General features: G+C 71.3%; 14 protein-coding genes. 6 read left to right on the top strand and 8 right to left on the bottom strand.

Annotation, left to right across the window (positions count from 1 at the left end; all coding sequences use genetic code 11):
- Window positions 1–3 precede the first annotated feature (3 nt).
- The 3 genes from RISW2_RS02025 to RISW2_RS02035 all read left to right on the top strand — a co-directional run bounded on the left by RISW2_RS02025 (window position 4) and on the right by RISW2_RS02035 (window position 2,122).
- Window positions 4–1,008, top strand: coding sequence for an endonuclease/exonuclease/phosphatase family protein (locus RISW2_RS02025; protein WP_043765989.1), 1,005 nt, complete (start codon window positions 4–6; stop codon window positions 1,006–1,008).
- 44 nt (window positions 1,009–1,052) lie between these two features.
- Window positions 1,053–1,445, top strand: coding sequence for a hypothetical protein (locus tag RISW2_RS02030; protein WP_051491746.1), 393 nt, complete (start codon window positions 1,053–1,055; stop codon window positions 1,443–1,445).
- Window positions 1,446–1,546: 101 nt separating this feature from the next.
- Window positions 1,547–2,122: a cupin domain-containing protein gene (locus RISW2_RS02035; RefSeq protein ID WP_156943760.1), complete on the top strand. Its 576-nt coding sequence runs from the start codon at window positions 1,547–1,549 to the stop codon at window positions 2,120–2,122.
- A 54-nt stretch (window positions 2,123–2,176) separates the two neighbouring features.
- Here the strand turns inward: RISW2_RS02035 and RISW2_RS02040 are convergent, their stop codons facing one another.
- On the bottom strand, window positions 2,177–3,094 hold the full coding sequence (locus tag RISW2_RS02040; RefSeq protein ID WP_043765839.1) for a glycosyltransferase family 2 protein: 918 nt from the start codon (window positions 3,092–3,094) through the stop codon (window positions 2,177–2,179).
- 311 nt (window positions 3,095–3,405) lie between these two features.
- Between RISW2_RS02040 and RISW2_RS02045 the strand changes: the two genes are divergently transcribed.
- The gene (locus RISW2_RS02045; protein ID WP_043765842.1) at window positions 3,406–4,251 is read left to right on the top strand and encodes a fumarylacetoacetate hydrolase family protein; all 846 of its coding nucleotides are present in this window, start codon (window positions 3,406–3,408) and stop codon (window positions 4,249–4,251) included.
- 10 nt (window positions 4,252–4,261) lie between these two features.
- Here RISW2_RS02045 and RISW2_RS02050 read toward each other — a convergent pair whose 3' ends face one another.
- The 7 genes from RISW2_RS02050 to RISW2_RS02080 form a co-directional block, all read right to left on the bottom strand.
- Window positions 4,262–4,687: a Fur family transcriptional regulator gene (locus tag RISW2_RS02050; RefSeq protein ID WP_043765844.1), complete on the bottom strand. Its 426-nt coding sequence runs from the start codon at window positions 4,685–4,687 to the stop codon at window positions 4,262–4,264.
- Window positions 4,684–5,625 carry a DMT family transporter gene (locus tag RISW2_RS02055; protein WP_084615211.1) on the bottom strand — a complete coding sequence of 314 codons (942 nt, stop codon included), beginning with the start codon at window positions 5,623–5,625 and terminating at the stop codon, window positions 4,684–4,686. Before RISW2_RS02055 ends, RISW2_RS02050 begins: the two co-directional genes overlap by 4 nt.
- A 25-nt stretch (window positions 5,626–5,650) precedes the next feature.
- Window positions 5,651–6,451, bottom strand: coding sequence for a DUF533 domain-containing protein (locus RISW2_RS02060; protein ID WP_043765847.1), 801 nt, complete (start codon window positions 6,449–6,451; stop codon window positions 5,651–5,653).
- Between the two features lie 97 nt (window positions 6,452–6,548).
- Window positions 6,549–7,499, bottom strand: a complete 951-nt coding sequence (locus RISW2_RS02065; RefSeq protein WP_043765849.1) for a CorA family divalent cation transporter — start codon at window positions 7,497–7,499, stop codon at window positions 6,549–6,551.
- A 1-nt stretch (window position 7,500) separates the two neighbouring features.
- Complete coding sequence (locus tag RISW2_RS02070) at window positions 7,501–8,922, bottom strand: protein adenylyltransferase SelO (RefSeq protein WP_043765851.1); 1,422 nt, start codon at window positions 8,920–8,922, stop codon at window positions 7,501–7,503.
- Between the two features lie 52 nt (window positions 8,923–8,974).
- Window positions 8,975–9,424, bottom strand: coding sequence for a GNAT family N-acetyltransferase (locus tag RISW2_RS02075; protein WP_043765853.1), 450 nt, complete (start codon window positions 9,422–9,424; stop codon window positions 8,975–8,977).
- On the bottom strand, window positions 9,421–10,362 hold the full coding sequence (locus RISW2_RS02080; RefSeq protein ID WP_043765856.1) for a nucleoside hydrolase: 942 nt from the start codon (window positions 10,360–10,362) through the stop codon (window positions 9,421–9,423). Before RISW2_RS02080 ends, RISW2_RS02075 begins: the two co-directional genes overlap by 4 nt.
- Window positions 10,363–10,604: 242 nt before the next feature.
- On the opposite strand from RISW2_RS02080, the gene zwf reads away from it, so the two are divergent.
- Both zwf and pgl read left to right on the top strand, forming a co-directional pair.
- The gene (gene zwf, locus RISW2_RS02085; RefSeq protein ID WP_043765858.1) at window positions 10,605–12,056 is read left to right on the top strand and encodes a glucose-6-phosphate dehydrogenase; all 1,452 of its coding nucleotides are present in this window, start codon (window positions 10,605–10,607) and stop codon (window positions 12,054–12,056) included.
- A 53-nt stretch (window positions 12,057–12,109) separates the two neighbouring features.
- A complete protein-coding gene (pgl, locus tag RISW2_RS02090; protein ID WP_043765860.1) occupies window positions 12,110–12,787 on the top strand; it encodes a 6-phosphogluconolactonase in 678 nt (225 codons plus the stop codon).
- Window positions 12,788–12,790 lie beyond the last annotated feature (3 nt).

Here is a 12,790-nt window from a genome sequence, read left to right on the forward strand (position 1 = left end):
GTGCTGCGGCTCGCCACGTGGAACGTCGAGTGGTTCGACGCGCTCTTCGACGACGACGGCAAGCTCCTCCCCGGGGACGCACCGTCGCGGCGCCACGGGGTCAGCCGGGCCGAACAGGCCTCTGCGGTGGCGCACGTCCTGAACGCGCTCGACGCCGACGCGGTGCTGGTCGTCGAGGCGCCCGACACCGGGTCGCGCCGGTCGACGCGGCTCGCGCTCGAGGGCTTCGCGGACCGCCACGATCTGCGCCAGCGCGCGGCGCTCATCGGCTTTGCCAACGAGACGCAGCAGGAGATCGCTCTCCTGCATGATCCCACCCGCATCGTCGCGCGCCACGACCCGCGCGCGAGCGCGGAGGCGCCGCGCTTCGACGGGCGCTTCGCCATGGACCTCGACATCGACGCGGCGCCCGAGGACGTCAGCTTCTCGAAGCCGCCGCTCGAGGTCGCGCTGTCGCGTCCCGATGGCAGCACCCTGCCGCGCCTCATCGGCGTGCACCTCAAGTCCAAGGCGCCGCATGGCGCGCGCGGCCCCGATGACGTGATGCGCCTGTCGATCGCGAACCGCCGCAAGCAGCTGGCGCAGGCCGTCTGGCTGCGCGCGCGGATCGACGACCATCTCGCGGCGGGCGAGCCGCTGATCGTCGCGGGCGATCTCAACGACGGCCCGGGGCTCGACGCGTTCGAGGCGCTCTTCGGCCGCTCGTCGATCGAGATCGTGCGCGGCGCGGGCGCGGGCGTCCTGCACGATCCCCATGCCGAGGCCGCGATGCAGGGCCGGTTCGGCGCGCGGGCGACCACCGCGCGGTTCTACATCGCCGAGGAGCGGCGCTACCTGCAGGCATTGCTCGACTACCTCTTCGTCTCTCCGGAGCTCGTGCCGGTGGCCCGCGGCTGGCGGATCTGGCACCCTTTCGACGATCCCGAATGCTGGCACGACGTGCCCCTGCGCGCGGCGCTCCTGGCGGCGTCCGACCACTACCCGGTGACGCTCGACCTCGACCTGTGACCGCGCACCTTTCGCGGATGCTCGCGGCTCCCTATATTCGGGCCATGACACGTCTCGCCGCCGCCACTCTTGTCCTGTCGCTCGCCGCGGCCCCGCTGGCCGCGCAGGAGGACGGCGCGGAGGAGGGCGGGGGCTTCGGCCTCATGGAGCGGGGGATCGAGCTGTTCTTCCGCGGCATGATGGACGAGATGCAGCCGGCATTCCGCGAGTTCCGGCAGCTGGCCGAGGAGGCGGGCCCGGCGCTCAACGATTTCCTGACGCAGATGGGACCGGCGCTGCGCGACCTTCTGGCCGAGGTCGAGGACTGGTCGGTCTACGAGGCGCCCGAAATCCTGCCGAACGGCGACATAATCATCCGCCGCAAGCCCGAGGCGCCGGATGCGCCCAAGCCGGAGGAGCTGCCCGAGGCGGGCGAGGACGGCGCCGTCGACATCTGACGTGTCACATGCGCGCCATATGGCCGGTACACATGGCTAAATTGAGCGGCCCGTGGTTTCGTGCCATATATTCCAACGGTGCAATGTGGGGGTTTTCGCCCATGGCGAAGAAAACGGTGTCCCGGATACGGGGCGGCGTCCGGCCGGCGCGTGCCTCCGCGGAGGCGGCGGTCGAGACGCTCTGGCTGAGCGATGACGGGGGCATTCCGAACAATCCGGACCTGCCGGTGGTGCTGATCCACGGAGCGCTCGACGCCGAGGCCGGGGACGCGGCGATCCGTGCGCTGTTCGAGGCGCAGGGCTGGCGCGGGACCTGGACGTGGACGGTGTTCGACTTCCATCACTATCACCCCGACGCGCACGAGGCGCTGGCGGTGGCGCGCGGCTGGGGCGACATCCAGCTCGGCGGGCCGTCGGGGCCGGTCCTGCACCTGCGGGCGGGCGACGCAATGGTCCTGCCGGCGGGTACCGGCCATTGCCGCATCGCGCAATCCGAGGACTTCGCGGTCTGCGGCGGCTACCCGCCTGATCATACCGATGTGGGCCTGGCGCGCGCGGACGATCCCGACCAGGACCGTCACCGGGCGCAGATCGCGCGGGTGTCGCGGCCCGAGACCGATCCCCTGTTCGGCGCCGCGGGACCGCTCGTCCGGCTCTGGGACGACGTAGGCGCCTGAGAACGGCGGCGCCTTCCGTGGTGCGGGCGGGCCACGGGCCCGCCAGCCGCAGGATCAGACGGCGAAGAGAGCGGCGCGCGTGCGCGTCGACATGAAGCCCGAGAACAGCGCCCCCATGAGGGTCGCGCCGCCGCGGCGCGGGTCCGAGAAGAAGCCCGTCGGGCTTTTCATCGCGCCGGCGAGTGCGAGGGCCAGCACCTCGCGGGCGGGGGCGTTGCTGCCCAGCGCGCGGCGGGCGAGGTCGCGCAGGTGGATCGCCTCGGCGCGGGCGCCCGGGCGGTGGCCGTAGCGGGCCGCGGTGGCGAGCGCCATGGCCCGTCCGGCCCGCATGGCGGCGAGGTCCGAGGACAGCGCGCCGGGGCGCGTCGCCTGCCGCACCAGCACCTCGTTCAGGGCCACGACGCGGTAGCCCTCGGCGACGATGCGAACCAGCCATTCCAGGTGCTCGTTGTGCAGCATGGTCGCCTTGAAGCCGTTCGTCGCGACGAAGGCCTCCCGGCGGATGCAGAGGTTCGACAGCGTGCGGACGGGGTTCTCGCCGAGCAGCGTCTGCATGCCGAGGTCGCCCGACGGGACCGAGGGTTCGGAACGGACGTGGCCTGCCTCGTCGAGGACCGCCACGCGGGCGAAGACGCCGTCGATCTCGGGGTCGCGGAAGAGCGTGTGCATGCGCGACAGCTTGAGCGGCTCCCAGGTGTCGTCGGCGTCGAGGAAGGCGATGATGTCGCCGCGCGCCTCGGTCACCGCGACGTTGCGGGCCGCAGCCGGGCCGTTGCCCCAGGCGCTGCAGGCGCGGATGCGCGGGTCGCGTGCGATCGCGGCGTCGATGATGGCGAAGGTCCCGTCGGTCGAGCCGTCGTCGATGAGCAGCGCTTCCCAGTCGGTCAGGGCCTGCGCCTCGAGGCTTGCCAGCGTGGCGGGCAGGGTCGCGGCGGCGTTGTGGCAGGGGATGACGACGGTGAAGCGGGGCATGTCAGCGAACCTTCTGCAGCGTTGGACTGCCCGGGTGCCGGGCATGCAGAAGATGTAGCGACGCCCGTCCCCGGATGCGCGCGCGCCGCGGGAGAGGACGCGGGCGCAACCGGCGCGGCCCCTATCCGGGCGGATAGGACGGGATCGCCGACCGGTCCGCGGGGTGCGCCGTGCGGGCATGGAACCTGCCCCCGCGGTCGCCGCACATGGCGCCTGCCACCCGTCCCGCAGGCGTGTTACGACGTCGCCGGCGCAGGGCGGAGCGGCGCGGCCGATCCGCGGCACAGCACAGCACGAGGAGGAAGGACGTCATGAAACTGCTGCGATTCGGAGCCGAGGGCGCGGAGCGGCCCGGCCTCCTCGATGCCGACGGGACGGTGCGGGATCTCTCCGGGGTCGTTCCGGACCTCGGCGGCGATGGCGTGTCGCGCGTGGCACTCGACCGGATCCGCGCGCTCGACCCCGCGGCGCTGCCCTCGGTGGCGGAGCCCGGCCGGATCGGCGCCTGCCTGAACTTCGTGCCGAACTTCTACTGCATCGGGCTCAACTACGCGCGCCATGCTGCCGAGACCGGGTCGAAGACGCCGTCCGAGCCCATCCTCTTTTCCAAGGCCGCCTCGGCGCTGTCGGGCCCCTACGACCCGGTGGTGCTGCCGCGCGGGTCGCAGAAGGGCGACTGGGAGGTCGAACTGGGCGTCGTCATCGGGCGCGAGACGCTCTACGTCTCCGAGGCCGAGGCGCTCGACTGCGTGGCCGGTTATTGCGTGGTCAACGACGTCTCCGAGCGCGAATTCCAGATCGAGCGCAAGGGCCAGTGGATCAAGGGCAAGTCGGCGCCGACCTTCGGTCCGGTGGGCCCGTGGCTCGTGACCGCGGACGAGGTGCCCGACCCGCAGGCGCTGACCCTGTCGCTGACCCTGAACGGCGAGACCGCGCAGGCGAGCTCGACCTCGGACATGATCTTCGGCGTGGCCGAGATCGTCTCGTACATGTCGCGCTTCATGAAGCTCGTGCCGGGCGACATCATCGCCACCGGCACGCCCGAGGGCGTCGGCATGGGCATGACCCCGCAGCGCTTCCTGCAACCGGGCGACGTGATGGAGCTGACGGTCGAGGGGCTCGGCACGCAGCGGCAGGAGGTCGTCGCGGCGGGCTGAGGGCCGCGGGTCAGTCCGAGCGCGGCTTGCCGGGCAGGGGGACGCCGTAGAGTTCCATCCGGTGTCCCTCGAGCCGGTAGCCGAGCCGCCGCGCGATGCGCTCCTGCAGCGCCTCGATCTCGGGGTCGACGAACTCGATCACCTCGCCCGTCACGGTGTCGATGAGGTGGTCGTGGTGCGCGCGCTCGGCATCCTCGTAGCGCGCGCGGCCGTCGCCGAAATCGACCCGCTCGAGGATGCCCGCCTCCTCGAACAGCTTGACCGTCCGGTAAACCGTGGCGAGCGAGATGCGCGGGTCGCGCGCGTTGGCGCGGGCGTGCAGTTCCTCGGCGTGGGGGTGATCCTCGGCCTCCTCGAGGACGAGCGCGATGGTCCGACGCTGCCCTGTGATGCGCAGGCCCTTTTCGGCGCAACGTTGGAGGATGGTGTCGGTCATGGCCTGCGGGCGGGTCGAGAGGTGGTCCGCGTGTCTAACCCCTTCGCCCGGTCCGCGCCAAGCGCGGATTTCCGTGCCCGCCGCCGGCCGTGCAGGATGTAGACCGCGAGCGCGCCCACCACGATGGCGCCGCCGGCCATCATCCGCGGCGTCGGCGCCTCGCCGGTGCCGAGCCAGACCCAGAGCGGGCCCAGCACCGTCTCGAGCAGCATGATCAGGCTCACCCCCGCCGCGGGCGCGTGGCGCGACGCCTCGGACAGCGAGAAGAACGAGACGGGCAGGATCAGGAGGCCGGTCACGAGGATCGCCCAGACGTGGCCGTCGGTCATGCGCGCGGGTCCCGTCAGCGCGAATCCGAACGCCCCCGCCGCCATGCCGCCGAGCCCCATGGCGAGAAGGAGCGGCACCTGCGGGTTGTGGCGCAGCGTGACGAAGGTGGTCGAGAGCGACAGCGCGACGCCGAGGCCCGCGAGCGCGCCGAGGGCGGCGCGCGGGTCGAACCCCATCTCGCCCTCGCCGGTGACGGCGAGCGCGATGCCCGCCAGCACCACGGGGATGGTGACCCAGGTGGCGCGGTCGGTGCGCTCGCCATAGAGGATGCGCGCGAGGATCGCCGCGCAGACCGGCACAGTCGCCACGGCAAGGAGCATCACCGCAACAGGGGCCAGCGCGATGCCCGCGGGAAAGAGCGTGGCGTTGAACATCTGCGCCACCGCCACGGTCAGGCCCGCGCCGGTCAGCAGCGCGGCGCCGTCGCCGCGGCGGTTCCGGCTGGTGACGGCCCAGGCCAGCAGGAAGAGACCCGCCATGGCGGGCGCACGCCATGCCAGCATCTGTGCGCCGTCCATCTCCGACCAGCGCATGAAGAGCGCGTCGGGGGTCAGGACCAGCGCGCCGAAGGTCGCGAGCGCGAGCCCGTTGATCCGTCGCGTCGTCATTGTGCCGAATGTGTCCGGATGCGGGTCAGGAATAGAGCGGCTGCAGGCCCTGCTGCACGTGCAGCGCGTTCACGGTCGGCTCGTCGAGACCGAGCGCCTTGGCAAGCGCGTCGAGATACTGCGCCTCGGCCTCCGTATCGACGCGGATGGTCATCAGCGAGGCCGAGTAGATCGGCATGCGCTGCGCCGGCGGCACGTCGCGGGCGAGCCCCTCGATGTCGATGGGCGCCTCGAGCGTCTTCTTGACGAAGTCGATGTCGTCCTCGGTGGCATCGTCGCCCACGAGTTCGAGGATCTTCGCCTTCTCGTCGGCGTCGATCTTGCCGTCGGCCTTGGCGGCCTGGATCATCGCGCGCAGCATCAGGCCCGCGCTCTTCTCGAGCTCGGGCGCGGTTTCCTCGGTGTTGAACTGGTCGAGCAGGGCGCCCACGCCCTTGCCGCCCATCGCCGCCGCGCCGCCGGCGGCCGCAAGCATGCCCGCAACGCCGGTGCCGCCCGCGGGAACCGAGGAGAGGAGCCCCTTGTGGCCCTGCGCGGCCCCGGTGCCCTGCGGCGTCATGCCCGCGCCGCCCATCATCGCCGAGAGGTCGAACCCGCTCGCGCGCATCTTGTCGAGCAGCGCCTGCATCGGCTGGCTCGCCTGCGCCGCGCCGCCGCGCATGGCGTCGCCGATCTGGCTGCCCGCGCGGGTGGCCGGGTGGCTTCCCTTGATCTGCGCGCCGCCGCCGAAGAGGCCGGACAGCCCCTTGCCGCCGGACATCCGGTCGACGCCGCGCGCGGCGGCGTACCCGATGGCAACCTTGGCGAGAGTTTTCATCATGCCCATGGGGTCGGCTCCTTGATCAGGGAAACGTCGGGGGTGGGTCGTTGGCAGGGTGGCACATCCGGGCGCGGCGTGCATCCGAAAGCGGGCGGCGAAGCTCTCACAGCAAGCGGAAGCCGCGCAGGACCAGCCAGACAACGATGCCGAGCGCGAGGCTCGCAAGCGTCAGGAGGCCGAACGCGACGGAGGTGGAGGTGCCGGGCATGCCCGCGACGTTCACGCCGAAGAGCCCGGTCAGGAAGCTCATGGGCAGGAAGATCGCCGCCACCACCGACAGCACGTAGGAGTTCTTCGACAGGCGCATGCCGTGACGCAGGTCCACGTGGTCGGACAGCGCCGCGAGCCTGTCGCGCACGGCGGTGATCTCCTCCACCGCGCGCTGTGCGCGGTCCGCGATCTCGGACAGGTCCTCGCGTGCCTCGTCGTCGATCACCGGCAGGCCGGGCGCGGTCAGCGCGTGCAGCGCGCTCGCCTGCGGTCCGAGGAAGCGGTGCAGCCGGATCGCCGCGGTGCGCATCTCGGGCAGGAGCTTGCGGTCGGGATGGCGATCGTCGGCGAAAAGCAGGTCCTCGAGCGCGTCGAGGCGGTCCTCCATGGCGACGCCGCGATCCTCGATGCGCCCCATGAAGTTGGTGGCGAGCGCAACGAGCAGAAGCTGCGGGCTGCGCGGCGGCGCGCCTTCGCGCACCTGCGCCTCGATGTCGCGCGCGGCCTGCACCGGGCGGCGCCGGACCGTCACCACGCGGCGCGGCTCGACCCATGTCCTGAGGCCGACCATGTCCTCGGGGTCGTCCGCGGCCGGATCGAGGTTCAGCCCGCGCAATAGGACGATCAGTCCGCCCGCATGGGACAGGGCGCGCGGGCGCGTCTCGGGTTGCGACAGGATCTCGGCCGTGCGCTCGGGCAGGGCGGCAAAGAGCCACTCCCGCGTGCCCTCATGGGTGAAGTCGCAGTGGATCCAGCGATAGCCCTCGTCGGGCAGCGGCGCGTCGGGACCGGTCTCGCGCGCGGTGCCGTCGGGCGCGATGTCGTAGGCGAAGATCGGGATCATGTCAGGTGCCGCAGAAGGTGGCGCGCACGACCTCGGCCGGCAGCGGCGTGCGGGCGAGATCGGCGGCGTCGGGCTGATCCTCGAAGGGCCGCGCCAGCACCGCGTTCAGGCGATGGAAGGGCGCGTCGTCGCCGGCGACCGCCGCCTCGATCATCTGCTCGATCCGGTGGTTGCGCGGGATGAAGGCGGGGTTGGTCCGCGCCATCAGGGCTTCGGGTTCGGGTTCGTCCGCGATGCGCGCCTGCCAGCGGGCGTGCCAGTCGTCGTAGGCGTCGCGGTCGGCGAACTCGTCGCGGGCGGTGCCGTGCAGGAGCCCCCTGAAGGTGTTGGTGAAGTCCGCGCGCCCCGCCTGCATCTGCGTGAGCAGGTCGGCCACGAGCGTCGCGTCCCCGGCTTGCGGGGTGGAGATGCCGATCTTCGCGGCGAAGCGGCGTTCCCATTCGGCGCGGATCGTGTCCGCCATGCCGTGCACCCGCGCGGTGAAGTCCTGCACGGCGGCCTCGGGATCCGGCATCAGCGGCACGAGCGCCGTGGCGAGCTGCGCCATGTTCCACACGATGATGTCGGCCTGCGCGGCATAGCCGTACCGCCCGAAGCGGTCGATGGACGAGAACACCGTGTCCGGGTGGTAGGCGTCCATGAAGGCGCACGGGCCGTAATCGATAGTCTCGCCCGAAAGCGTGCAATTGTCGGTGTTCATCACGCCGTGGATGAAGCCGAGGCTTGTCCAGTGCGCGACGAGCGCGGCCTGCCGGTCGATCACGCGCTGGAGGAGGTCCGCGGGGCCGTCCGCGTCCGGGTAGTGCCGCGCGATGGTATAGTCGCAGAGTGCCTGCAGCGCGTCGATGTCGCGCCGCGCGGCGAAAATCTGGAAGGTGCCCACGCGGATGTGGCTCTGGGCGACGCGGGTCAGGACGGCGCCGGGCAGGGGCGCCTCGCGGAGCACGGTCTCGCCGGTGCGCACGGCGGCCAGCGCGCGGGTGGTCGGCACGCCCATGGCATGCATCGCCTCGGACACCACGTATTCGCGCAGGACCGGACCGAGCCACGCGCGGCCGTCGCCCATCCGCGAATAGGGCGTGCGGCCCGAGCCCTTGAGCTGGATGTCGCGGCGCACGCCGTCGGTGCCCACGACCTCGCCCAGGAGATGCGCGCGCCCGTCGCCGAGTTGCGGGTTGAACTGCCCGAACTGGTGGCCGGCATAGAGCTGCGCCAGCGGTGCGGCGCCCTCCGGCACGGCATTGCCCGAGAAGATCGCCGCGAGCTCGTCCCGGTCCGTCGGAACGTCGATGCGCAGGAGGGCCGCCAGGTCCGCGTTGAACGCCACCAGCGACGGCGCCGCGACGGGTTCGGGCGCGAGCCGCGTGTAGAAGCCCTCGGGCAGGGCGGAGTAGCTGTTGTCGAAGGGGATCGCGATGGTCATGCCGGGGATATAGGCACTTGGCGGCGGCCCTGCCAGCCGCGGCGCGCCCGGCTCAGGACAGGACGCGCGACATGAAGGCGTAGCGGTCGCGCAGCGCGAACTTGGCGCGGCCGTAGAATCGCACCGCGCGCTCGTCCTCGCGGTCGACCTCGAGGTGCAGGGCGCGGACGCCCGCCTCGCGCAGCGCCTTGGCGATGCCGTCGAGCGCATCGCCGCCCATGCCGCGGCCGCGGACCGCGGGGCGCACGTACAGCTCGTCCACGATCGCGTCGAGACCGCCATATTCCACGGACCAGCCGAAGGTGATCACCACGTAGCCCACGGGAGCCTTGCGCGGCCCGATCAGCCACGCCGCGCCATGGGGCGAGCCGTCGAGCAGCGGCGCGAGCGCGCGCGCATGGTGCTCGGCATCGGTGTCGTAGCCCTGTTCGCGGTGGAAGGCCGCGACCATGGGCAGGATGCGTTCGGCGTCGTCGACGCCGGCGAGGTGCAGCGATTTCACAGGCGGGCCAGCCTTTCGGTCAGGAGCGCGAAGAACGCGTCGGCGTCGAGGTCGCCCATGAAGGTCGCGTTGGGCGTGCGGCCCGACACGCCCCACCAGTCGGCGACGGTCATGCCGAGCGTGAGCTCGGATCCGGTCTCGATCTCCACGTTGATGTGGCGGCCGGTGAAGATGTCGGGCCGCAGGAGATAGGCGATCACGCAGGGATCGTGCAGCGGCGCGCCCTCGGAGCCGTATTTCTCCTTGTCGAAGCGCTCGAAGAAGTCGGTCATCTGCGCCACGGCGACGCCCGCATCGGTGCCGAGCGCGCGGAACGCGTCGTTGCGGGCCTTGGTGACCAGTGCCTTGTGCGTCACGTCGAGCGGCATGACGGTGATTGGCGCCCCGCAAGCGAAGACCGCCTTGGCCGCCTCGGGATCGACGTAGATGTTGAACTCGGCGGTGGGCGTGATGTTGCCGACCTCGAAGTAGGCGCCGCCCATCAGCACGATCTCGGCGATGCGCCCGGCGATGTCGGGCGCCATCTCGAGCGCGGTCGCGATGTTGGTGAGCGGCCCGAGCGGGCAGAGCGTCACGGTGCCCGTCGGCTCGTTCCGGAGCGTGTCGATGATGAAGTCGACGGCATGCCCCTCCGCGAGCGGCATCGTGGGATCGGGCAGGTCGGGCCCGTCGAGGCCGGTGCGCCCGTGCACGTGTTCCGCGGTCACGAGCTTGCGCGCGAGCGGGCGGTCGCACCCCGCGAAGACCTTGACCTCGCGCCGTCCGGCCAGTTCGCAGACGATGCGCGCGTTGCGCGCGGTCAGGTCGAGCGGCACGTTCCCCGCGACGGCGGTGATTCCCAGCACCTCGACGTCCTCGGGCGAGGCGAGGGCGAGCAGGATGGCGACGGCGTCGTCCTGCCCGGGATCGGTGTCGATGATTATCTTGCGCGAACCCATGCGCGGCACTCCCCGGTTCTGCGCCCGTTGCGTCGCATGCATGGCGCGCCGCTTCAAGCGGAACCGAATTGGGGGCAGGGTGACATTCCTGCAGCGATCGTTGTCCTCGGCCAAGCGAGTGTTAGACTTGCGGGGCAAGGTGGGGTAAAGGGGCGTCGTTAGCGCTAACGGTCCCGTTGATCTCGCAGGCCCCGGCCCGGGACAGCCACGGACAGGGACACTAGATTCGGTAGAGGGCCGCCATGGTTTCGCGTGTCATTCCCGTCGACACTTTCGATCTCGTCATCTTCGGCGGGACGGGCGACCTTGCCCGCCGCAAGATCCTGCCCGGGCTCTTCCGGCGCTACTGTGCCGGGCAGATGCCGCCCGAGGCGCAGATCATCGGTGCCGCCCGGTCCGAGATGACCGACGACGAATACCGCGCCTTCGTGCGCGAGGCGGTGGACGAGTTCGGCAGCACGCCGCACGAGCCCGGCCAGTTCGACGCCTTTCTCGGGCGCGTGGGCTACCAGCGGGTCGACGCCAAGGGGTCGGACGGCTGGGAGGACCTCGGCGCGCGGCTGCGCGACGACGCGGTGCGGGCCTTCTACTTCTCGGTCGGCCCCGCGCTGTTCGGCGATCTGGCCGAGCGGCTGCGCACCTTCGGCCTTGCCACCCAGGACACGAGGATCGTGGTCGAGAAGCCCTTCGGCCACGACCTGCAGAGCGCCCGCGCGCTCAACCGCGAGCTGGCCGAGCATTTCAACGAGGGCCAGATCTACCGGATCGACCACTATCTCGGAAAGGAGACGGTCCAGAACCTGATGGCGGTCCGCTTCGGCAACATGCTGTTCGAGCCGCTCTGGAACGCGCAGCACGTCGATCACATCCAGATCACCGTGGCCGAGACCGTGGGCGTGGGCGGCCGCGGCGGCTACTACGACAAGTCCGGCGCCATGCGGGACATGATCCAGAACCACCTGATGCAGCTCCTGTGCCTGATCGCCATGGAGCCGCCGGCGCGGTTCGAACCCGATTCGGTGCGCGACGAGAAGCTCAAGGTGATCCGCGCGCTCGACCCGGTGGAGCCGCACCACGTGGTGCGCGGGCAATATGCCGCCGACGAGAACCAGCCGGGCTACCGCGCGCATGTCGAGGATCCGCGGTCGACCACCGAGAGCTTCGTCGCGCTCAAGGCGCATATCTCGAACTGGCGCTGGGCCGGCACGCCCTTCTACCTGCGCACCGGCAAGATGCTGCGCGCCCGCACGTCCGAGATCGCGGTGGTGTTCAAGGACGCGCCGCACTCGATCTTCGGGGCGGAAGCGGGACGCCACCGCAACATGCTGGCGATCCGGCTCCAGCCGAACGAGGGCATGACGCTCGACGTCACCATCAAGGAGCCGGGACCGGGCGGCATGCGGCTTGTGGACGTGCCGCTCGACATGTCCTTCGCCGACGCGCTGGGGCCCGATGGCGCCGACATGCCGGACGCCTACGAGCGGCTGATCATGGACGTGATCCGCGGCAACCAGACGCTGTTCATGCGCGGCGACGAGGTCGAGGCCGCCTGGGCCTGGACCGACCCGATCATCGAGAGCTGGGCGCGCCGGGGCGACGTGCCGAAGCCCTACGATCCCGGCGGCTCGGGCCCGGACGACGCGCTGATGCTGATGCACCGCGACGGCCGGCGCTGGCGAGACATCAAGGCCTGAGGAACGGCACCCGCGCCGCTTGCAGGCGGGCGCACACTCGGCGAGGAAGGGGCATGGCTTACGAACTGATCGAATATCCCGACCGCGAGATGATGTTCATCGACCTCGCGGACAAGCTCGCGAGCGAGCTGCGCGCGGCACTCGCGCGCGCCGAGCGGGTCACGATGGCGGTGCCCGGCGGGACGTCGCCCGGCCCTGTCTTCGACGACCTCTGCTCGGTCGAGCTCGACTGGGACCGCGTGGACGTCATGCTGACCGACGAGCGCTGGGTGCCGGAGGACAGCGAACGGTCGAACACCCGCCTTCTGCGCGAGCGGCTGCTGGTGGACAAGGCGGCGCGGGCGCGGCTCCTGCCGATGTTCCTGCCGTGCCGCGAACCCGAGGACCGGCTGGCGGAACTGGCCGAGACCATCCGCCCGAACCTTCCGCTGTCCATCGTTCTGCTGGGCATGGGCGCGGACATGCACACCGCGTCGCTGTTCCCCGGGGCGGACCGGCTGGACGAGGCGCTGGCGCGCAATGCGCCGATCCTCATGCCCATGCGCGCGCCGGGCGCGCCCGAGCCGCGGGTCACGCTGACCGCGCCGGTGCTCGACGGGGCCCTGTCGAAGCACGTTCTGATCATGGGGGCCGAGAAGCGCGCGGCGCTCGAGAACGCCCGCGGCAAGCCCGCGCGCGAGGCGCCGATCAACGCCATCCTCAACGACGCATGGGTCCATTGGGCGGAGTGACTA

Source organism: Roseivivax isoporae LMG 25204, from assembly GCF_000521865.1.
In the GTDB taxonomy this organism is placed as follows: domain Bacteria; phylum Pseudomonadota; class Alphaproteobacteria; order Rhodobacterales; family Rhodobacteraceae; genus Roseivivax; species Roseivivax isoporae.

Bases quoted from the DNA above. Each gene is read 5' to 3' on its own strand.
- RISW2_RS02030 (WP_051491746.1), top strand. From the start codon at position 1,053: ATGACACGTCTCGCCGCCGCCACTCTTGTCCTGTCGCTCGCCGCGGCC.
- RISW2_RS02035 (WP_156943760.1), top strand. From the start codon at position 1,547: ATGGCGAAGAAAACGGTGTCCCGGATACGGGGCGGCGTCCGGCCGGCG.
- RISW2_RS02040 (WP_043765839.1), bottom strand. From the start codon at position 3,094: ATGCCCCGCTTCACCGTCGTCATCCCCTGCCACAACGCCGCCGCGACC.
- RISW2_RS02045 (WP_043765842.1), top strand. From the start codon at position 3,406: ATGAAACTGCTGCGATTCGGAGCCGAGGGCGCGGAGCGGCCCGGCCTC.
- RISW2_RS02050 (WP_043765844.1), bottom strand. From the start codon at position 4,687: ATGACCGACACCATCCTCCAACGTTGCGCCGAAAAGGGCCTGCGCATC.
- RISW2_RS02055 (WP_084615211.1), bottom strand. From the start codon at position 5,625: ATGACGACGCGACGGATCAACGGGCTCGCGCTCGCGACCTTCGGCGCG.
- RISW2_RS02060 (WP_043765847.1), bottom strand. From the start codon at position 6,451: ATGGGCATGATGAAAACTCTCGCCAAGGTTGCCATCGGGTACGCCGCC.
- RISW2_RS02065 (WP_043765849.1), bottom strand. From the start codon at position 7,499: ATGATCCCGATCTTCGCCTACGACATCGCGCCCGACGGCACCGCGCGC.
- RISW2_RS02070 (WP_043765851.1), bottom strand. From the start codon at position 8,922: ATGACCATCGCGATCCCCTTCGACAACAGCTACTCCGCCCTGCCCGAG.
- RISW2_RS02080 (WP_043765856.1), bottom strand. From the start codon at position 10,362: ATGGGTTCGCGCAAGATAATCATCGACACCGATCCCGGGCAGGACGAC.
- zwf (WP_043765858.1), top strand. From the start codon at position 10,605: ATGGTTTCGCGTGTCATTCCCGTCGACACTTTCGATCTCGTCATCTTC.
- pgl (WP_043765860.1), top strand. From the start codon at position 12,110: ATGGCTTACGAACTGATCGAATATCCCGACCGCGAGATGATGTTCATC.